At 57.6% G+C, this 19,502-nt stretch carries 16 protein-coding genes, 1 tRNA gene and 3 pseudogenes; 5 read left to right on the top strand and 15 right to left on the bottom strand.

Annotation, left to right across the window (positions count from 1 at the left end):
* Positions 1–18 precede the first annotated feature (18 nt).
* The 4 genes from NMG46_RS20200 to NMG46_RS20185 all read right to left on the bottom strand — a co-directional run bounded on the left by NMG46_RS20200 (position 19) and on the right by NMG46_RS20185 (position 4,785).
* Positions 19–324: a DUF982 domain-containing protein gene (locus NMG46_RS20200; protein ID WP_254819342.1), complete on the bottom strand. Its 306-nt coding sequence runs from the start codon at positions 322–324 to the stop codon at positions 19–21.
* A gap of 744 nt (positions 325–1,068) precedes the next feature.
* A complete protein-coding gene (locus tag NMG46_RS29945; protein ID WP_254819395.1) occupies positions 1,069–1,152 on the bottom strand; it encodes an AraC family transcriptional regulator in 84 nt (27 codons plus the stop codon).
* Positions 1,153–1,155: 3 nt separating this feature from the next.
* Positions 1,156–3,147: a CocE/NonD family hydrolase gene (locus tag NMG46_RS20190; RefSeq protein WP_254819341.1), complete on the bottom strand. Its 1,992-nt coding sequence runs from the start codon at positions 3,145–3,147 to the stop codon at positions 1,156–1,158.
* A gap of 75 nt (positions 3,148–3,222) precedes the next feature.
* A complete protein-coding gene (locus NMG46_RS20185) occupies positions 3,223–4,785 on the bottom strand; it encodes an ABC transporter substrate-binding protein (protein WP_254819340.1) in 1,563 nt (520 codons plus the stop codon).
* Between the two features lie 104 nt (positions 4,786–4,889).
* Here NMG46_RS20185 and NMG46_RS20180 point away from each other — a divergent pair, with 104 nt between their 5' ends.
* On the top strand, positions 4,890–5,711 hold the full coding sequence (locus NMG46_RS20180; protein ID WP_254819339.1) for a helix-turn-helix transcriptional regulator: 822 nt from the start codon (positions 4,890–4,892) through the stop codon (positions 5,709–5,711).
* Here the strand turns inward: NMG46_RS20180 and NMG46_RS20175 are convergent.
* Positions 5,674–5,835 (bottom strand): annotated as a pseudogene (locus NMG46_RS20175) (LysR family transcriptional regulator); the annotation flags it as partial. The gene NMG46_RS20180 and the pseudogene NMG46_RS20175 overlap by 38 nt on opposite strands.
* Positions 5,836–7,782: 1,947 nt before the next feature.
* Between NMG46_RS20175 and NMG46_RS20170 the strand changes: the two are divergent.
* Positions 7,783–8,319, top strand: coding sequence for a hypothetical protein (locus NMG46_RS20170; protein WP_126043593.1), 537 nt, complete (start codon positions 7,783–7,785; stop codon positions 8,317–8,319).
* Between the two features lie 297 nt (positions 8,320–8,616).
* Complete coding sequence (locus NMG46_RS29725; RefSeq protein ID WP_268929511.1) at positions 8,617–8,748, top strand: hypothetical protein; 132 nt, start codon at positions 8,617–8,619, stop codon at positions 8,746–8,748.
* A gap of 563 nt (positions 8,749–9,311) precedes the next feature.
* Here NMG46_RS29725 and NMG46_RS20165 read toward each other — a convergent pair.
* The 8 genes and pseudogenes from NMG46_RS20165 to NMG46_RS20130 form a co-directional block, all read right to left on the bottom strand.
* Entirely contained in the window at positions 9,312–10,412 is a 1,101-nt protein-coding gene (locus NMG46_RS20165) for a DUF4238 domain-containing protein (RefSeq protein WP_091595756.1), read from the bottom strand.
* Between the two features lie 411 nt (positions 10,413–10,823).
* Positions 10,824–10,957 (bottom strand): annotated as a pseudogene (locus NMG46_RS20160) (IS5/IS1182 family transposase); the annotation flags it as partial.
* A gap of 246 nt (positions 10,958–11,203) precedes the next feature.
* Positions 11,204–11,965 carry a hypothetical protein gene (locus tag NMG46_RS20155; protein WP_091595760.1) on the bottom strand — a complete coding sequence of 254 codons (762 nt, stop codon included), beginning with the start codon at positions 11,963–11,965 and terminating at the stop codon, positions 11,204–11,206.
* Between the two features lie 2 nt (positions 11,966–11,967).
* Positions 11,968–12,195, bottom strand: coding sequence for a hypothetical protein (locus NMG46_RS20150; RefSeq protein WP_091595762.1), 228 nt, complete (start codon positions 12,193–12,195; stop codon positions 11,968–11,970).
* Positions 12,188–12,865 (bottom strand): cupin-like domain-containing protein, encoded by a 678-nt coding sequence (locus tag NMG46_RS20145; protein WP_254819338.1) that lies wholly within the window; start codon positions 12,863–12,865, stop codon positions 12,188–12,190. The genes NMG46_RS20150 and NMG46_RS20145 overlap by 8 nt, the downstream gene beginning before the upstream one ends.
* Before the next feature lie 257 nt (positions 12,866–13,122).
* On the bottom strand, positions 13,123–14,151 hold the full coding sequence (locus NMG46_RS20140) for a protein-L-isoaspartate O-methyltransferase (RefSeq protein WP_091595766.1): 1,029 nt from the start codon (positions 14,149–14,151) through the stop codon (positions 13,123–13,125).
* A gap of 457 nt (positions 14,152–14,608) precedes the next feature.
* Complete coding sequence (locus tag NMG46_RS20135) at positions 14,609–15,169, bottom strand: hypothetical protein (protein WP_254819337.1); 561 nt, start codon at positions 15,167–15,169, stop codon at positions 14,609–14,611.
* Between the two features lie 883 nt (positions 15,170–16,052).
* Positions 16,053–16,247: pseudogene (locus NMG46_RS20130) on the bottom strand (transposase); the annotation flags it as partial.
* A 22-nt stretch (positions 16,248–16,269) separates the two neighbouring features.
* On the opposite strand from NMG46_RS20130, the gene NMG46_RS20125 reads away from it, so the two are divergent.
* Positions 16,270–16,357, top strand: a tRNA-Ile gene (locus tag NMG46_RS20125).
* Positions 16,358–17,492: 1,135 nt separating this feature from the next.
* Here NMG46_RS20125 and NMG46_RS20120 read toward each other — a convergent pair.
* Positions 17,493–17,630, bottom strand: a complete 138-nt coding sequence (locus NMG46_RS20120; protein WP_164746654.1) for a hypothetical protein — start codon at positions 17,628–17,630, stop codon at positions 17,493–17,495.
* A 256-nt stretch (positions 17,631–17,886) separates the two neighbouring features.
* Here NMG46_RS20120 and NMG46_RS20115 point away from each other — a divergent pair, with 256 nt between their 5' ends.
* Complete coding sequence (locus tag NMG46_RS20115) at positions 17,887–18,141, top strand: AlpA family transcriptional regulator (RefSeq protein WP_091595894.1); 255 nt, start codon at positions 17,887–17,889, stop codon at positions 18,139–18,141.
* Here the strand turns inward: NMG46_RS20115 and NMG46_RS20110 are convergent.
* Positions 18,122–19,375, bottom strand: coding sequence for a site-specific integrase (locus tag NMG46_RS20110; protein WP_091595769.1), 1,254 nt, complete (start codon positions 19,373–19,375; stop codon positions 18,122–18,124). The two genes, NMG46_RS20115 and NMG46_RS20110, sit on opposite strands and share 20 nt — an antisense overlap.
* Positions 19,376–19,502: the final 127 nt, after the last annotated feature.

The following is a 19,502-nucleotide window of genomic DNA, read 5'->3' as shown; positions in this document are numbered from 1 at the left end:
TTCCTCCCTCCGAAACGGTCAGGCGGCAACGCCGCCCGTCTCGCCCGACTTTGCGGCCGCCACCCAAGGCATCGCCGTTGCGACGTCCTCGAGGATCTTCACGGAGCGGGCAAAGCCGGCGAACGCATCCCGCGCAACTTTTAACGGTATGAGACCGTCGTAGGCGCGGTGACACGCGCGCTTTGCCGTTTCGTAGATCACGCCTCGCCGATGCTTCGGCCATTCGTTGAGAAAATCGAAAGCATCCTCAAGACAGGCGATCTCTTGAATGAGACCTTCCGCGGCTCTCACGAACACGGGACTCTCAAATGTTCTCTCGCTCATCGAAACCTCCAATTTTTGAACGATTTCAGGTGGTTGAGGATGGTCGCCCCAGCAATCGGCAGCGACCTGCGGAAAATATGTGAAGGCCGATTTTCGACGTCAAGACCGCATGAAGCCAGTGCGCTATCCGACAAAAGCCGTCGGTTACGACGGACACGGCGAGTGCTACTCAGGCGACGGCCCGCTCGGTCCAGCCGGTGGGTTGAACGAACGTCACTCGCCTGGTCTATGGCACACGCTCACCCTCTGCGCAGAACGCGGACGAGATCGGCCTCTTCTCCTGTCCTATTTTCACCCGCAGCCGCCCTTTGCCTTACTGGGCAGTCCGACCCGTGGAGAAGTGGATCCGGATCAAGTCGGGCAAGACAGACAAAAACAAGGTGCGCAGCCAGCCGGTTGTGGTCGAATTGCCGCTGCTGCCGGAGCTCAGGCCGAGCTTTCCTGCGCACCGGCGGGCAATGGCAGCAGGAGCCAATGGTGGGCGCGGAGGGACAAAGTTCCCCACAGGAAATCAATACGTTAGCGGGTGGTTCGCCAACCCGTTTCCCTCGTATTCTCTCGTATGGGCTGGCGAAACTAAGGACGATGAACGAGATTAATTCCTGGCTTAGGGATATAGCAGCATCTCGGATTTCGGGAGTATCGAGCAGAAATCGGACTTGGCGCAGCTCCATCCGGTTACGAACTCACGTCACGCATTAGTTCACGCATTGGTAGAGCCGCTTGCGCATCGGTTCGGATGCCTTACTGGGTCGGGGTGATGCCGGTGTGCTGGCGAAACACCCGGCTGAAATGCCCGGCATTGCCGCAGCCGCAGCGATAGGCGATCTATTACATGTGGTCACGCGGGATGCGGGAATTGCGCTCGCGCTCAAACACCTTGCGGCCGTCCTCCAGTGCTTCGATTCGTTGCGAAACCACCCACTCGGTCGCCGTGCAGGAGAGATGCGTGGTGCAATGGCTCTGCGTTCGCCAGCCTTCCCGCTCGGCACGGCACGTCCAGCGGATCTCTGCCGTCAGCGACAGCGGGTTATCGGGCGCTATCGACCATACCTCCTGCCGGATGTCGCGCGTGCACAAGCCGTTGCCCGGATGGCGGCTAAGACCTGTGTCCTCGTGCACCCGATAGCGCGTCACGCCATTTTGCAGATCGCGTTCAACAGAGCGGTCCGACGATCCGTCTGTCAGGACTTCGTAACGGGGCAGAGGATCGGGATTGGATGGCTGCGGGATTTCGACCCTTCGATGCTCGCCAAGCAGCGGCAGTTCCAATCGCAGCGTGGCGAGATCGATCGTCAGCGTTGCGTCGCAGGGCTGGGGCAGGATCGTCGGCCAATAGGCGCTCGACAAGGACAGACGCAGACGGTGGCCGGGCGCAAAACGGTAGCCGCATGCATCGAGCATCAACTCGATCTCGACCGTCTCGCCCGGCTTCAGAGGCTGCGGGGCGGCATTGCCGCTGCGATGCGCTAGATTGAGCACACCGTAGCTGACGCGCATCGCCGCACCGTCGGGATGAACGTCGACGAGCCTGACGGCAAGGTTGGCAAAGTTGGCATCACTGGAAAGCGACAGCTTTGCGAGCGGCTGGCCAAACACGACGCATTCCTCAGCAAGGACGGCGCTGTCGAAGGTGATTGATCCAGCATCGTCAACACGCTGGTCGCCGGCCATTTCCGAATCCGGCCTCCGCGGGAAGAAATCTCCCGCAGCGGTGCCTGTATCCTGAGGAGAGTGCAGGAGGATTTTTTCTTCAGCATGCGATGAAGTGCTCCGAGCGAGCCTGCCCCAAGCGTCCAGGCTAAGGACGAGTATGTCGGGAACGTCCCATCTGTCCATGGCAACCCAATAGCCCGGGTCGGTCTCGCGCCGGCGGCCGGGTCGCGGCCCGTCCAGGATATAAGCACGCAGCCTCGGCGTATTCTCCACCTTGTTGTCTTCTGCGCACAACCAATGCCGCCACCATGAAATTGCCTCGGCATGGAAATCGGCGCGGGGCTTCGGATCAGCAAAATGCGGATACTTGTGAACCCATGGACCGATCAGGCCCCAGGCCATCTCCGGCATCCCGGCAACCGCCTTCAAGGGCGTGTTGCGGTAGCCGTCGGCCCATCCGGCAATCACCAATGCGGGAACGGAAAAACCGTCAAAATCCTCGCAGATCGAACCGTGGCGCCAGAAGTCGTCGCGGCGCTGGTGGGAGAGCCACTCCTCCATGAAGAACGGCTCGCCTTCCAGGCGCTCGAGCCACATGTCGCGCCAGCGTTCTCCGACAAGATCGGGGTCAGGGGATCGCGACTGGTAGGCACTCATCGTCGCCGCCCACGACAGTTGCGCCGACAAATGCGCGCCATTCTTGTAGTGGATGTCGTCATTGTAGCGGTCGACGGTGGACGACAGGGAAATCACGGCCTTGAGAGCTGGTGGTTTGAGAGCCGCGACCTGAAGCGCGTTGAACCCGCCCCAGGAAATTCCCATCATGCCGACATTGCCATTCGACCAGTCCTGCGCAGCGATCCACTCGATAACCTCGACGGCATCGGCAAGCTCGCGCGCGGTATATTCGCCGTCGATCACGCCGTCGGATTCTCCGCAACCGCGAATGTCGACACGCACGCCCGCGATGCCGGCCGCCGCGAAGACCGGACAGGTGGATTCGTCACGCGCGGCGGTACCGTTGCGTTTGCGATAAGGCAGGAATTCGAGCACCGCTGGCACCCCGCCGGGAACCGCTTCGGGCATCCAGATGCGCGCGGCGAGCCGGGTGCCGTCTTTCAGGACGATCCACTCGTTTTCAATGACACGGAAATTCCTGTTCGTCATGCGATCAACCACCAAAGCTCCACTCGGTGGCAAGCACGCGATCCCACCGCCGGACAGGTACGATCAATTCCCGGTTCAAGCCTCCAGCCAGACCCGGCTGGCTATGCGGCCATTGGAAAAGTCATTGCCAATATCGGGAACAAAACCCTTGAGATGGCTCGTGCAGGCGTTGATGAAGTCGTTGAATACCGGCAGTATCAAGCCGCCCTCACCTCGCACCATCAGCGCCATGTCACGGTAAAGTACGCGCCGCTTGGTCTCATCCAGTTCACCGCGCGCCTGCACCACCATCTTGTCGAAGTCGGGCCGCTTGAAGCGGGTGTCGTTCCACTCCGCGTTGGAAACGTAGGAGGTGGAATAGCGCGCGTCCTGCGTCGGACGACCACCCCAAAAGGAGGTGCAGAACGGCTTGACGTTCCAGACTTCCGACCAGTAGCCGTCACTCGGCTCGCGCTGCACATTGATCTTGATCCCGGCCTTTTCCGCGCTCAATTGGAAAAGCTGGGCCGCATCGACCGCACCGGGGAACGCCGCTTCCGAGGTGCGCAGCAGAATTGGATCTTGAAGGCCAGACTTCTTGAAGTGGAAAGCAGCCTTGTCGGGATCGTAATTGCGCTGCTCTATATCGGTAGGCGCGAGCGCATAGTTGGCGTTGATCGGGTAATCATTGCCAATGGTGCCGAACCCACCCAGAACCCGCTTGAGGATAGCCTCGCGGTCTATCGCATATTTGAGCGCCAGACGCAGATCATTGTTGTCGAAGGGCGCGGTGTCGCAATGCATCAGGAAGGAATAGAACCCCTTGCCGGAGGTACGAAGAATTTCGACGCCCGGAACCTGCTTCAGCAACGGCACGATCTTGGGTTCGACGGTGCTGATGAAATCGACCTGACCGGACCGCAAGGCGCTGGTCCGCGCGGTCAGGTCGTTCATCACGGTAATAAGCACGCTGTCGACGTAGCCCCGGTCCTGGCGCCAGTCGTCAGTGTTTTTCTCGAAAGCGGCGCGAATGCCCGGCTCGAACGCAACCAGCTTATAGGGGCCAGTGCCGATGGCAGCTGTCGGCTTTTCCATGCCGCCGCCCGGCTGCATCTGAAGATGATAATCGGTAAATATCAGCGGCAAGTCAGCATTGGCTTCCTTCAGCGTCACCACCATGTCGCCCGACCGTTCCTCGATGCGGTCTATCCCGGACAGCAGGCCGAGTGCGCCCGATTGCGATTTCTTTCCGGCGTGGCGGCGCAAGGTCTCGACTGCATCGCTAACAGCAAATGCCTTGCCATCGTGGAAGCGAACGTCTTTGCGTATCTTGAAAGTCCACTCCTTGGCGTCGGCCGACGGGGACCAGGATTCGGCCAGCGAGGGAACCGCCGCGCCCGTGTTGGGATCGGATTCGACCAGCGTATCGCCCCAGCAATGCGCGATCACAAAGTTGACGCTGGCGGACGCTAAGGCCGGGTCAAGCGTATCGGCGGAGGCGCCGCCATCGAGCCCCAGCCGCAACTGTCCACCGCGCACTGGCGTTTGTGCCGCGGCCGGTGACGCCAGCGAGCCTGCGGCTGCGACAAGGCCTAGAGCCACCCCCGCTTGAAGAAGATCACGGCGTGAGAGACTCGATAACCTGCTGGAAGCGCTCATTGGGTTCCCTTTTGGACTGAAGCCTTGTGGCCGATACTAGGCCGAGGTCTTGGCAACGCAATTTCGTCGCTTGAAGCGTTTTTAAGCGAGTTTATACTGCCTCCATGAGCAAGCCATGGGCCAATTTCAGCAGCAACCTGAAACTTGCCTGCAGCACCCACAGATCGGTATCCGATTTGTGCCGCACCATCGGTATCAACCGGCAGCAGTTCAACCGCTACCTCAATGCAGGAACCCTTCCTTCCGCCCATAATCTCCTGACGATCGCGGCAGCCTTTGGCCTCGAACCAGCCGATTTCGACCTTCCTCCGGGCGTGTTCCGCAGCAAATTGGGCGAGCGGCGCCGACACGCCGACCTTACAGGCCCGCTAGCGGATGCCTTTCCGGGCGACCTGCATGCACTCGAACCCTATCTCGGATTCTACCAGGCGTGGCACACGTCGCTGTCCTGGCCTGACCGGATCGTCTGCGCCTGCGCTCACTTGCGCGAGAATGGCGGACAAGTTCTGGTTTCCTCGCTTGAGCGCATCGAAGATGCCGAAAACGGCATCGTACAGCGTTCACGCTATACTGGGCTCGCGGCGTATCGGCACCAGCGCATATTTTTGACGGAACTGACGCGCGGCGAGGCCCCTACGTTTGGACAGACGATCCTCATGCCGTTCGAAACGTACCAGCGGCGTTACCTGCGGGGCATTACTATGGGCATATCGTGGCGAGCCAACAATCTCCCCTACGCCACCCGCACCGTCTGGCACTATCTGGGGAAACGCGTCAACAAGAGGAGTCTTATATCGCGTTGCGGCATCTATGCGCCCAATTCCGCAGCGCTACCCCCGGCCGTGCTGTCTTTCCTGACCGAGGCCCAGCCGGTTGCCGCCGCGCCTGTGCAGGCACCAAGACCGGATCGCCGAGCGCCTCCCTGAGCCGCGACAGGGTGCGGCTCATCGCCGAGGTGCTTCGCCGGCGCCTGGGCGCAACCCTTGTCGCGCTGCGTTCCTGGAGCAGGATGTCGAGGGTGGTGAACAGGTTCAGGGCGATGTCACGCAGGGCGCTTCGCGCAAAGATCAATGGAGTTCGTGGCGTCCGGCGCGATTTCAGGCTGCGCCACATCAGGACGGAGCAACAAACCGATCTCGGACGATACCTGAATCCATGTCGACGGTCTGTCGGTGCCGCCCACCATCTGTGGCGCGCGCGACTTCGACGTTGTCGAAATACCAGAGCAGTTCGTCTTCCGTCCCCAGCACCCCGCATGTGTGGAACCCCGCGGTATCCGCGACATAGGGCGTCGCGCCCCACTGTCGTGTGCGTTCCCGTCTCGTTGACGTGGCCGGTCAGCAGGAGCTTGTTCGGATCCTGGCAGGCTATCTCGATGACGTTGAGTTCCGGTGGCAGCAGCCGTTGTCGGCAGCCCACCATAAGTCAATAATATCATAGCGATGCAATGAGGTTCGCCAGATACAATTGGCTAACCGAAGGCCAAAAATCCGCTAAGCCATTGATAAGTAACGATAATGGTGGGCCCGGAGGATGTGCCGGGACCGTTGATTTCATTGGCTTTCTCGTGGGCCAAAATCAGAAATCTTCCCGTATCGCTCCGTATGGTTCCGCGCCTAAGCAAAGGACGCTGCACAAGATGGGGCTTCATGCAGGTCTGAGCCCCCGACCACTGTGGCGAGCGAGCAATCTTGGGTGAGATGAGCAATGCTGGCCGCAAGCTCCATAGGTCCACCTAGGTGTTCAAGCACCTGGCGGGCAAGCGACTCCGACTCCTCCTTGGAAAGAGGCGGTACGTCGATGACGCTCAGACGGTCTCCAGAAAAGGAATAGCTGCTTGCCTGGGCCCGGATATGCTCAACTCCATATCGTCGGAAGACAATGAGCAATTTTACACGACCCACGTTGGCCGCGGCGTAATTGAACAATGGCTGGAGACTTGTCGCTGTCATGAGCATCATCGACGACGAGGAGCAGGTCACCGGAACCAAGCTCTTCTAGAGACACCTTGGTGATCTCCATTGTCGGTGAGACAAGCCTGATCCTAGTCGCAGACTGATCGGCGGCGATTTGGTCCAGAATGGCTTGGAGCTCGAGATTTGCCGCCGCCGCCAGACCCCGTTACCAGCGTCACGCCAACGTCCGGATTCTTGTGTGCTTCCAAGGCTTCAGCAAGGGGAGCTTCTCTGCCGACCAGCTGCCAAGTATGGGTGAACAAGGTTTCCTTGCGTGCGAGAGCCGCAAAGAATTCCTGAGCCGTTTCCCACGGACTTGTGGGAGAGACGCCGAGAAGGCTATTGTCGATGTAGTTATCAGCATCCCAAAGGCTTCGGGTCGTTCCTAATATTCGGTTCAATCCGCTCAATGACGGGCTCGAACGCGGCATTAGCGACTTCGATGAGCACAGATCGATCAGCCCCGGCGACTGGCAGGGACGCAATGATGGCATTGGGATCCATGAGAGGATGATCCTTTTGGAGTGGCGTTTGGGACATCAGCCTGCGGTCGCCATGCCGACGGTGGTTCTTAGTGTGGTGGCCAATCGAGCCCAGGCGCTACCCTATGCTTACATGCGCACAGGCAGGATACGTGAGAATTTCGCAGATGCGGTCCAAAGCAGATGGGGCAGCACCTGCGGGCAGTCCGTCATCCAGGTCCTGCAAGGTGGGAGCTGAGTTGCTTACCTCAGCAGTGCCGCTCGCCCGCGCTATGGCCGGCAGTTCTAAGCTTTAGAGGAATAATGCGGGGCCGTTTTCGGATGAAAACGCCGATTGCCAAACGCCGCACCGGCTGGAATTTTTCGCGCTCAGCCTCTCCGTAAGCCGTAAAAGCGCGGAAAATTACGTGTCGCTGAATTTTCCGCGCTTTTGGATTCACGAGCGGGAATTTTCCGCGCTTTTAAACTGATCGGAGCTATTTAAATCGCTTGAGAATCCATCCGTTGCTACAATATCAAAGAGCGCACGGGGCAGACCGACACCAACTGGAGGCAAAGCAATGGAAGAGATTCAGAAGCGCCGCGTCGGCCGCCCAATTGGCAGCGGCGTCAAGAACAACGATCAGGCCCTTGCCAAGGTCGCAAGTATCTTGCTGGATAATCCTTCCATGAAGGCGACTTCAGCCATGAGGCGGGTCCTCAATGATATGTCCAGCTCGCGGAGGGAGACAGACGTTACCTTGATCCGTCGATGGCAGGGGCGCTGGAAGCTGAACAGACAGAAATTCATGAACGAAGCGGCGGCAACGAGAGCTGCAAGGACGGCGAGAGCGCCCTCGCGCACGACGTCATCGATCTCCGACTCGGCTAGCGAGTACCTTATGCGGAAAGCCAAAGAGACGGCGAGTATGTACAATTTTTCGGAAGCATCTGCTCTCCAAAAGGCCGCGGCTGGATACCTCGATACGCCCCTCAGGAAAGAGGTACATGGTGTTTTAGACTCACTGGCGCTGAGGACGGCGCTGGGTCTTCACGAATCGTCCATTCAGCGAGAATTGCGGCGCATGACGGATTCCACTGTCATGGAACGATGCTGAAAGCCTTGGAGGAGCAGGATCGCTTCCTTGCCGAGCTGAAAAAATGGGGTTGAGGCTACAAAAACTGCCCAATAACGGCAATTGACGCCAAGGCAGCGCGCGACCGGTTCGCGAAGGACAGATTTCGGCCCCAGCCGGGACTGAAACGACGCATTTTGTAGGTATAATTTTCTAAGATGGCGCTTTTGCAATTGACGCCTGCAAGGGTGCCTCATGCTTGCGCCGTAAAACGCAACACGAGCGCAGACGGTTCAGTCTGTCGTTTGAACCTGGAATCTGGTGAAGGCAACCGAACCAATGGACAAGATCACAATCGACTTCTGGGGCTTTGCAATAACGGCCGAAGGGTTTTACGGCGTCTTGGCCGCGTCGGGGCTGGTGATGGCCATTGTCATTGTGTTGAAGGTCGGGAGGCGTCGGGGTACCTAAGGCTGCTTCTCGGCAAGACGGAGGGCATCGATGTGCGAAGCCAGTATGACATTGTTAAAGATTGGGCACTCCTATCCGACGACGAGGCGATGGAAGCCGAGATCGAAGGCACGGCAAGGACGCTACCACGTCGGTCGCCTAGTGTCCCTTGGAAGTGTCTGGCAATCGTGAAGATGCCGAATATCGATTCTGGTTCGATCTGTTTTTGAGACTTTCCAGAAAGGACGACGTCGGGTGGGCTTAGCCCGTAGGAGACTAACCTAACCAATCTGTCCCAGTTCGCATGGGACGCCACTCCCGCAAACGATAGCGGCTGCTCTTCGTGCTTCACACGCTAAGCTGTAAAGTCAAAGCCGACGCCGTACCTCCGTTCTATGACCCACTCGGGGACCAGCATCCCGCCATCGGCCAACGCGTTGCCTTTGCGATTGGCAAAAGGATTGGCGGAAAGGGCCATGAACGAGGATGACGACACCCTCTTCTTGGTCTTCGATGAAACCGAACAACCCGAAAACGCCGCCAGGTGAGAATGATGGCGAAGCGCCAGAATAGCATTGGTCTCCTTAGCCTCGAACCTTCCGCCAAGGCGGACTACCCCAAAGACTTGACGTCGCAGTCCTCCGACGGCGGAAGCCTGCGCCCGTATCGTTGGTGAAGACGAAACGATTGTTTCGAAACTTCAGGAACGAGGGCCACGTTGGCGGAACCGGCCTGACAGTTCTCACGTGGATAAGCACGTCGTCATGCTCCCGAGCGTCGGGGGCATCTACGACTGCGTAGTGAGTATGAGTTTCGGTTCTGCCGTCGGCTACCGCCATAACCACGTCAAACCGACTCGGGGGTCGCAGATGCGCAACTGAGATCGCTATAGCTTGCACATCATCCCCAGAGCTACGCTCGCCAAAGTACAGATTTGCCGCGCAGTTCAGTACCTGCTGGTGGTTGCACGCAAGAATGTCCGCCGTATTTGACACATCGATCCAGCCACCGACGTGCTCGGCTTGATAGACGTCGCCATCCAGGAGAACAGCCAACAGCGTTGGCGAAAGCGGCAGGAAGAGAAGCGCACCTGCGCTGGAGATTCCAAAAGATCTGTGCTGCGCATGCCTGTGCTGTTGATGCCAGCGGTTGGCGAGAGCAGCAGGGTCATCTGATGTGAGAAACGGCACCGAGGTAAGGTTGCGAACAACCCGCACCTTTAGATCGTCTACGACGCTCATCGTTTTGGCGTAGTGATGCATCGCCGAGATCACCGCACTTTTGACGGCCTCCTTGAAAGACGGTTGTTCGAAGTCCGCACCTTTGACTGACGTGGCAGCGAAAGCAAACTCCGCGGATCGACGCGCGGCGGCTTCTGTGCGGACATGCTGCAGGTAGGCGAAACGCCTGAGGATTGTGGCATGAAGATCCTTGATGACCGCACGTGGCTTGAGCAACGACGAAACGCAGTCGCCATAGTGTCCCTCGACGGTCTGGATTGCGGTTTCGAGCCTTGGGTCCTGCCCGTAGAAGTAATCCCTGGAACACTGATTCTTCACCGGGGCATCGAAGAATGATTGGTTGCGATCAAGGTTAAACAGGTGAATGGCTTTGCCTTCGGCACACACGCTGAAGGGCGATAGATGTACCCGGGGAACAAAGTGCTGGTTCTTGTTCTCCGCCATGCAATTGAGCGATCCGCCATTCCGGCACTGCCGTGGGGGCGCTCAAACACCCGCGCCAAGCCGTTGCTATCACACAGAGCTTCCAGCGGGAATGTACGTCTCAGGCCCGCCCTTCCTGGCACTCAATCGAAGAGACGTGACGAACGCCGTCGCAGGGTGGCGTTCGTTTCACGAAGCGTCAGACTTGGATGCGGCCGACGCGCTGTCCCGGGAGGACGGCTCCAAAGGAGACGGCGTGCAGGGCTGGCTTGTCCCCAACACGGGAGCGCAGCGAAGGAGCGGGCAGGAACGGGACAAGACGGCCGCGCCGGCTAGACCCGAGTAACCTTCCGATACCATGCCAAGGCGTCCGAAGGCCGGCGAAAAAGAATAGCGGTCGATCCTCGCTCAGGGCGAACCAGTAGTTCCGCTGAACATGAAGTCGGCGCGCGAGAAAGTGCCATCCGTGCGGTTTTATCGAACACGGGGATATGCTGCGCGATCTCCCGTTCCTTGACCAACCAGGCGAGGTTCGCTGCCGATCCGTAGGCGCTGTCGGCGGCCAGATGCGTCGGCTTCTGGGCCGCAAGCGGACTATTTGTTTTCGGGTTGGCCGGTCTAGAAACGGACTAACACGTCCAGCATAGCGCGGACCGCTTGGCGCCAACAGCCGTCCTGAGAACTGTCCGGTTGACTCCCCGCGGTTCGCAAGCGAATTTTCATCCAGGAGGTCGACAGATCTAACGGCGCGGGTCAACGGCGAAGGCGACCTGAATAAGAGCGTGCCTGCCAACACGATCCCCACGGAGCAATCACCGATCCCTAACTAGGGACGTCGCAAACCCTCCAGCCCTCTGGCTACCCAATTCGCGCTCTGTGTATGCGGTGAACTGTAGCAATCTCTGCCAAAAGAGTTCTTCAACCCGAGTCGAGGCAAATTCTTTGGACAGTTCTCCGATGCGTCTTGCAGTGTAGCGGATGTGGCTACACTCGTCGCCACTTAACTTGCATAGCGTTCGACCCAGCATGTCTAGGTTACGGTGCGGGCAATATGCCTCGAGCACGGGCTCCAACAACTTCTGGTGAATGCGGGTCCTCACCTCACCGAGGTTCACCTGAATCAAATAGTCGAGCACCCTCCAGGTTTCGAGGCTAGCGGCCTCGACCTGGCTGTGCTGCATGGGGGGAAACTGGGTCTCAACGGCCCCGCGCACATTATCTGGCAATGCGTCTGGAAATACCAGATCGGCGAGACGAAGGTACATTCGGCAATGACCTGCCTCATCCTCGACATGCTGGCTCAGATCGTCAACAAGCCCGGCACTTGTGCAAGCGTTGGCAATCTTCGCTAAGTCGCGGGAACCCTCGCCCTCTTTGATCGCATTCGAGACAAGCGACTGCAGCACCCATACCGGGTTCTCAATATGCGACCTAAAACTGTTGCCGTAGTCGGCGAGGAAGTATGGCGGCACGTGACGTGCAACAGCGTCGCCAAACAGCCGAAGGTAGTCGCGCGTTGCTATGTCGCCTTGTTCGTCAAGGGCAGTTTCAACAAAACGCGCGACGTAGTCCATTGTCATTTTTCAACTTCGAGCGGGCCATTGCAAGCGATAAAAGGGGCCATGCCGTCCTTGAAGGGTGAACTGCTGATACCGATTATCCCTGCGTTGATGGCAATGTTGTCGACCTTCAGGGTTGTCCCATCGACATAACCGGAAATGCGTATGCCTTTACCTCCAGCGAGGGACCTGAGGGCCTTAGCTTGATCTTCACTCAGTTCGAAGGAAAGCGGTGCTTCAGACATAGTCGAAAACTCCTTTGCCATAGAATTCACTGAACGCCGTTATAATTGCAAATCTTGCGATGGGAGACAATTGCAAAAGGACACGCTTCAAAGCAGAAGCGCCGCCAAACTCTTCAAGGTCAGCCAAGAATGTCCTAGTATCCGCCACAACGATTGCAGGACGCTCCCAACGCTCTTGCCCAACGCTGTAAATGATCTCTGCCAAGTGGTTATCGAACCACCAACGCGACACCGACATGCTAACTGAGAGGGATTGGACGTAATGCCAGTAACTGGGAGGGATATGCAGGAGGTCGCATGGACCGACGATTGCATGACGTAACGACGGCACGCGTTGCCAGACATTGGGGTCCGTCGGCGAGGCATCGCAATGGTGCCCTCGCACTGTGGCGCCGTCCGTGAGCGCGAAGGTATCCCGTGGGTGGCAGACTGCAACATATTTCCACCCAAACAACTGAATGAAGTAATTATGGTTCGTGACGTAGTCGTTGTGGTTATCTTGATGAAAGGTTTGCACCGTTCCTGGCGGACCGATCCATATGTTGTCGAAGTATGCCGGCTCGCGTGATCGAGGTGAAACAGGCAATCGATGCGCGATGTCGACGAAGGACGCGTCACTCTGCCTGAGATAAAATTCAGTTGTGTCGAGACCAGCGAGATAATCGCCCAATCTCTGTTGCGCCCGGAGGTTCCGCCATCGTTCCTTATGCTCGAGCGTGACCAAGCGCGTCCCATGCCGTGCCGCGATACGCTGGGGTGTGAGGAGGGCAGCAAGTTCATCCAGAGCGGAAACGTCTCGCGACACCCAGGGAGTTTCCATCAGCTCTGCTGCGCACTTCATTCCGATGATGGGGATGCAACCTATTTCCCGAAATCTCACATCGGGACAAACGTATGACAAGTCTGGAGGAGCCGTCTGCAACATCCTCAGCCTCCAAGGGCAGCAACATATCCGCTTGGCAACTGGTCAGCATCGAACGCGGTCCAAGGGATATGATAGTGCACTCGGCTAAGATCCGACTGCCCATTTGCTTGCCATCGTTCCCGATGGGCTGCCAAGGTGCCGGCAAATTCGAGGCCCAGATCACCGAACACGACTATGTCGCGGCCGTGATAAAGCGCGCCCGAGCGGCGCTCGCTATCGATGAGACCGAAAGAGTAGTGTGTGAGGTCGAATGTACGCTCGACGCCTAGGTTCACAGCGCGGAAATTCGGTTCAGCGCCAAAAAGGTAGCTCCGGAATGCCAAAGAATCCAAAACAGGGTGACCAAAGCCTCGGCCCTTTTCAATATGCAAGAAGGACTTCGGTCGCGGATCAATAAGCTTTTCAAGCGGGATGTACCATGTGTCCTCATCTGCAATGGAACCGGTTGTAGGGACGGACACGGACATCCTAGCGCCGACCGTGAGTAGTCCTTTCTCGGTTGCTAGGAAGATCGTAAAGCAGTCCCCGCCACCCGGAATCGCTACAGGCATAGCGAGCATGCCTCCCGGCACCCGCAACGCCTCGCGAAGCAGTCGCGGGATGCCACGAAACGCAGAAGTGGCTATTATGACGTCGAAGAGACCCAGCTCGGGTAGTCGATCGACCCAATCACCTAATTGCACGCGCACACCAGAAGTGCCGATGAGGGCGCGCTGTGATTGATCGAAGAGGTCGGGAATAATCTCGCAACCAAATATCAGTGGGACGTCTCCTTCCCTGCCGGCTAGCAAGGAGAGTACTGACACCAGATAACCAGTTCCTGTTCCAATTTCGTATATGCGCTTCCCCCTCAGATCGCCGAGTTCTCTGATTATCCACCTAAGAAACGTTCGATCCGATATTGCTGAGAGAGTTGTCCCATCTGCGTCTGAGAACGTTCGAATAGGACCATCAAAACGCTCATGCCCCCTCGGGGCAAATCGCGCTATGTCCACCCCCGCGAAAGCGGCGTTGATGTCAGTATCGCCCATGGCACTAGGTTTAGCTAATTGATCTTACCTTAAGCTAATAGAGAGCGTCAGTTCGCACCGCGATGCAAGCACTTTTGCCAATACTAGTCTCCAGCTATCCATTTCAGTTGAACCCACATTCCATGCCTGTTCATGGCGCGACCGCGACGGCGCGCGTTGTCAACCGAAATGTCTGCTTCCGGGCAGAGGTAAAGTTCGCCTCTATGGCCGACACGAGGCGCAAAAGCTGCCAGGCGGCGTTGGGCCGTTGCAGGTTGGCAGTTTTAAGGCACAAATAGTCGGAAACGAACGTTGAGGCACCCCGCTAGGCATAGTCGTGACCTGACCCAAAGCTACCGTTTCGGCCAACACGGAAAAGCCCTCCAAAAGGGCCTCGCACTCAGTTCGCCATAGGCCGATTGCAGTGCGACGAATAGATCGCTTGCTGCGCTCAAACCCGGCTACAGCGAGAAATTCGCTACTGGTGCGGCATCGTGATGCCGGCCGCGGTCGGCGGCAGCGTGGTCGGTGCCTGCCAATTAACGTCGACTTTGCCCGACGCGGTCAGCCCTTGCGGGAGAAAGGCGGCCTGATCGAGCCTAACGACAAGGACGTAGTCACGGCGCTGTCCTGTCGGTGTGATCTGGATCGACCCCTTCTGTCCCAGCGTTGTAGGGATCTTGCCCTTGGTCAGTTCCAACTTGAACCACAGGGGGACCGTACCTGAAAACACCGGCGTGACGACATGGGCGAGCATGTAGATCGTCTGCGTGAGCCGCACATGGTAGGTTGTGCTGTCGCCATTGGGCGTATCAAGCGATGTCGACCCCGTCGCCGACTTCGCGCCCAAGGTAACCAGCGCGCCGCCGATTGGAATGGTGCCGCTTATCTTGCAGAACTCTACTTTGCCGCCGACCACTAAGCCGGCAAGGCCAAGTGTATTTTGAATGCGAAAAGCGAGGCCGTCATTCTCATTCCAGCTGTGATCGATATGATCGACGTGGAGCGCGCCGTAGAAAGCTTCGTTGAATGCCGGCACAACCTCGAAACCAATGCGACCTGGAAGCGGCCAAGGGCAATCGGTCCAAGTTCGAGCGATATAGCCCGAGTAGCCGTACGATTGATCGTCATCGTGCGATCGTTAAATCCAAGATTGTTGAATGCCTCGATCGTGTCTTCGATTGGCCTTCCGTGACGTCGAACTGGACATCCTGGCCTGCGCGCCCGCGGTACGGTGCCGCCATTCTTGAAGTGACCAGTGTAGCGCTCGCGGGGAAATAGGAAGCCATCGCTGCCGATTTAGTATTTCTGAAGGTCGGATTATAGTCTTTGCAGGCCATCTCGCTCAGAATAATTCGCGGCGGAGGGCACGTAGCAAAGATGGGTTCGCAAGCTCGATCAACGGCATCTTCTCTGTCGAAACGCCAACAGTGACGCGCAGTAGAACCGCGAAGGCGTGACGAACGAGATCGAGAGAGTGATCGTCGGCCCAATAGTCGCTGGACGGTCTCTTGCGCGTTCTCGCCCAAGTTGGTGGCACGCCATGAGCGATGTCATTCCTGATCGCAAATGCAAGACTGGCCGCATTGGACCATGTCTGAAGAAGGGTGCGCTCGTCTCCCGCTGGCAGCGGTTGACGCGAATGTTTCAAGCATCCCGATCAAATCAGAGATCATCTTCGCGTCGGTCTCGGGTCGAATGCCCTTTGGATTGACGCCCTTGAGCTTCCACAACGCCGCTCCAGGTGATGTTCGATGCTGGCGGCGAAGATGATGATCGGCGCAATGCGCTGGCCAACCAGCGGCTTCAACCCAAGCCGCTCTTCGAGGGTATCGGCCCTTCCATAGGTCATTCGCGATCTCGCGACACCTTGCCCGGACGGGGCGGACCATACATTTTTGCGGCAGCATCCTTCAAGATCCATTGTCGAGCATCCGCTCCGCCGGCAGCTTCTTGAGCCGCGCGTTCTCGTCCTCCAGCGCCGTCAGGGGACGGGCGTCGGACAATTCCATCCCGCCAAACTTCGCCTTGAACTTATAGAAGGTCGCTGCCGAAATGCCGTGCTTGCGGCAAAAGTCCGCCGTATTCGCACCGAGAATGTCTCGGGGCTTGAAGATCGATCAATCGAACCAACGTTGTGGTTAGGTGGCAGAGCGGTCGATTGCGCATCCCTGATAAGGAGGTGGACCTTCATCGGTCTCGTGGGTTCGAACCCCGCCCTGAATTAGAAAAGCCCGCTCCTGGATTCAGTCGAGCGGGCCCTTAAAGGCTATTTTGTTTTCGGCTATGGTCCGCGGGTCACTTCGATGTCGACCGTCCGGATGGGCCCATTTCCCTTGCGTTTTGGCCCTTCGACATTCTGCTGTTTGAAGACATTGGAAACATCATTTCCGATTGACCCTCAACCCGCTTGCGGCCAAGCTTTTGTGGCGAAACAGCCGGCTGTCTTCCTACTTCCGGAAGATCTATCATCCCCCAGGCGTTCGACGGGCGTCTTCTAAATCTGGACTTTAGGAACTTGCTTTGAGCGCGGGCCGACCTCACCCTCGGATGCAGCCTCTCTCAGCATCGGTGCCGTTGGTGGATCAAGGCAAACCAAAACGCCAATCTCTGCGCTCTCCAGTTTGTGGATGGCGTCGACGCCAACGTGCAGTCCACCTTTTCGGACACAACCAGTTCGCCGGAAACCAAACTCCTTGGCGCTCTTCTGAATGAGGCCAAAACTGCTTCATGTCTGTCAAACCGGCGCTATTTCTTTTTTTTCACCCTTTGCGTAAGAGCGGATCCCGCGACCGATTTGACTGCCTTTGAGGAGCTGTTAGAACGAAGCAACTTGGATGCCGTCGAAGCAACTTTCTTGCTCGTAGTCTCATTGGGTTTCTTCGCCATTGGTTTTCCCCGCGCGGTTGAGTCGGAGTAATACGCATTGTGATGCGTCTGCAATCAACTGCCGGAGAGCACTGTCCCCAACTTTCATTTTCCAACACTCGGTCCGGTTCCGCAAACAACCAAGCGGAGCAGGAACTATGCTCGCCTTCATTGCCTTTCACCTTTTGTCGGTCGGCATCGGCTGTTCTGCCGTCCTCCGTGATCAGCCACGCTAAGGCACGCAGGAATTCGAAATATGCGAGCACATCTTCGATGAAGATGTTGGCGATGCAACGTTTCTCATCACAGTATTTGACAAGGTAGCCGTTGCGACCGCCGAGCCTGCTGCCGTTTAACCAAAGACCAAGTCTCGCTGTCCATGTCGGCAATCTCTCATGATTGGTGAGATCGGCGACGGCGTAACTGCGAAGCCGGCGGCGCTTCGCGTCCTCGGCTGTGAGCGTGATCTCGCGGCGCTTCGCCTCCGCCGCGATCTAGCCGCGCCGGCCGATTAACGCGTCAATTGGCGCAAGGTCATTGTCAGCGCGCAGCTTGAGATATTCGAGCATCGAGAAGCCTGCAGCAAGGATCGCCTGTCGGACCTTATGCAGCGCCTGCTCGATGGATCCCATTGGTGGTGCGGTCCTGACATAATCCGCAGTGAAATGCCCTTGAGTCTTCACGTCAGTAGGCGAGGATACGTGGTCGCAATTGAGGGCTGTACGAAACCTCGAAAAGTTGCGCGATTGTTGGCCAGTAAGGCAATCCATCCCGGTCACGCAAATGGTCAAACGGCAGCAGTCTTCCGAGGTCGATAAATTCAAGGGCATCGAAATTGGGCAGCCGGATCCACTTCTGGTTCTACCACACATCGCGTCGCGTCGAGTAGTGCGAACTGTTCGCCGGTCGCAGCTGCGAGAAATCGTTCCCCTGTCTGATACGACCGTCTATGAGATGGAACAGCGTGGCGAGTTCCCACGACGCTTCAATCTCACCGCCCGCTGTGTTGTTTGGGACTTGGCAGAAGTCGAAGCGTGGATCGAGGAGCGGCGGAATGCGTCATCTGTCGGAAAAATCAAGACCAAGCCTGCGCCTGACGTAAGACTACGAAAGGCAAGACCCGTCAAATCGGATCAAGGATAACCGCTGCCTCTGCAGGCGGCTGGAGTCTGGGCGTGTGCTTTTTGCCTGCCGCCCACGCATCGACCATGTCCGCCCATTCCTGCAGCATATGACGACGCTGCGGCTCATATTCAGCTCTGTTGTAGACACCTCGAGAGGACCGCCTGTCGTCGTGGGCAAGGCATTTCTCAATCCAGTCGCGATTAAATCCGATCTCGTTCAGGAGTGTTGAGCCGGTGCGCCGAAGGTCGTGCACTGTGAAAGGCGCGAGCGGAAAGTCTTGCTGCTTTGCCCGCTCGACAATCGCCGCGGTTACCCGATTGAACGTCGCGCGCGACATGGGCTCATCGGCATCGTAGCGGGACGGCAGCACATATCGGGAGTTCGCCGCACAAGTCTTGAGCGCGATCATGATATCGAGGGATTGCTGTGACAGGTAGACGTTATGCGGCTTCTTCCGCTTCATTCGCTCTTTTGGGATGCTCCAGACGGCGTTCTCGAAATCGACCTCGTCCCAAGTCGCCTCGAGTAGTTCACTCTTTCGGACCATCGTGAGCAGGATGAACTTTAGGCCGACCCGAATCGTCGGCAGCGTCGGCACGTTTTCCAACTCTTTCAGCATTATCCGGATTTCTGCAGGCGACAGAGCGCGGTCTTTCGCCTCGAACGTGGCAATTGAGGCTGGTCCCACCTCGTCCGCAGGGTTGGCGATCTTCTCGCCGTGCAGAATGGCGTAGCTATAGATCTGCTTCACGACATCGCGGATATGGACGGCGGTTGCCGGCGCACCACGATCCCTCACCTTTGCGCAGAGCGCCCGCAAGTCGTCAGGTGTTATTTCGGTTAGGAGTCTTTTTTCCCAAATCGGCAAAATGTCGCGATCGAAAATAGCCTTGCGCATCGAGCGGGTGCTATCCGCCATCTTCGCTTCCTTTAACCAGCGCTTGCCTTGATCCCCGAAGCTCGCCGTGCCTGACAGGCGACGCTTCTCGCGCTGCTTTTCTTGCGCCGGCGACTTTCCGGCTGCCACCATTTTTCGCGCGGCAAGGCAGCGGTCGCGTGCCTCTGCCAGCGTGAGACCTCCGTTCCCATATCGGCCCAGCGTCACAGTCTCTCTCCGACCATTGGTCCGGTAGTCGTACCGAAACGCAATCTGCCCAGTCGGAGACACCGCAGCGTACATACCGTCACGGTCGGCAACTTTGTACATTTTGTCTTTCGGTTTCAGCCGCTTAAGGGCAATATCTGTTAACATAATGACAGAGGATCGGATCACAACTTGGGTTTCTCGGCCGCCAATTTTACCGTCATTAATTTTACCGTCAACTGTTAGGAACGATCATTGTATTTCAATGCTTTGATGGGCAAGAAGTGAGTGCGCT

The sequence above is a fragment of the Mesorhizobium sp. LMG 17147 genome (assembly GCF_024297145.1).
Lineage (GTDB): Bacteria > Pseudomonadota > Alphaproteobacteria > Rhizobiales > Rhizobiaceae > Mesorhizobium.
Note: the sequence above shows the minus strand (reverse complement) of the source record. Positions and strands in the feature narration are given on the sequence as shown.

Coding starts and splice junctions, on each gene's coding strand:
- NMG46_RS20180 (WP_254819339.1), top strand. CDS start 4,890: ATGAGCAAGCCATGGGCCAATTTCAGCAGCAACCTGAAACTTGCCTGC.
- NMG46_RS20150 (WP_091595762.1), bottom strand. CDS start 12,195: ATGTCTGAAGCACCGCTTTCCTTCGAACTGAGTGAAGATCAAGCTAAG.
- NMG46_RS20165 (WP_091595756.1), bottom strand. CDS start 10,412: ATGGCGGAGAACAAGAACCAGCACTTTGTTCCCCGGGTACATCTATCG.
- NMG46_RS20190 (WP_254819341.1), bottom strand. CDS start 3,147: ATGACGAACAGGAATTTCCGTGTCATTGAAAACGAGTGGATCGTCCTG.
- NMG46_RS20155 (WP_091595760.1), bottom strand. CDS start 11,965: ATGGACTACGTCGCGCGTTTTGTTGAAACTGCCCTTGACGAACAAGGC.
- NMG46_RS20110 (WP_091595769.1), bottom strand. CDS start 19,375: ATGTTAACAGATATTGCCCTTAAGCGGCTGAAACCGAAAGACAAAATG.
- NMG46_RS20200 (WP_254819342.1), bottom strand. CDS start 324: ATGAGCGAGAGAACATTTGAGAGTCCCGTGTTCGTGAGAGCCGCGGAA.
- NMG46_RS20170 (WP_126043593.1), top strand. CDS start 7,783: ATGGAAGAGATTCAGAAGCGCCGCGTCGGCCGCCCAATTGGCAGCGGC.
- NMG46_RS20120 (WP_164746654.1), bottom strand. CDS start 17,630: ATGGGATCCATCGAGCAGGCGCTGCATAAGGTCCGACAGGCGATCCTT.
- NMG46_RS29725 (WP_268929511.1), top strand. CDS start 8,617: ATGGACAAGATCACAATCGACTTCTGGGGCTTTGCAATAACGGCCGAA.
- NMG46_RS20185 (WP_254819340.1), bottom strand. CDS start 4,785: ATGAGCGCTTCCAGCAGGTTATCGAGTCTCTCACGCCGTGATCTTCTT.
- NMG46_RS20140 (WP_091595766.1), bottom strand. CDS start 14,151: ATGGGCGATACTGACATCAACGCCGCTTTCGCGGGGGTGGACATAGCG.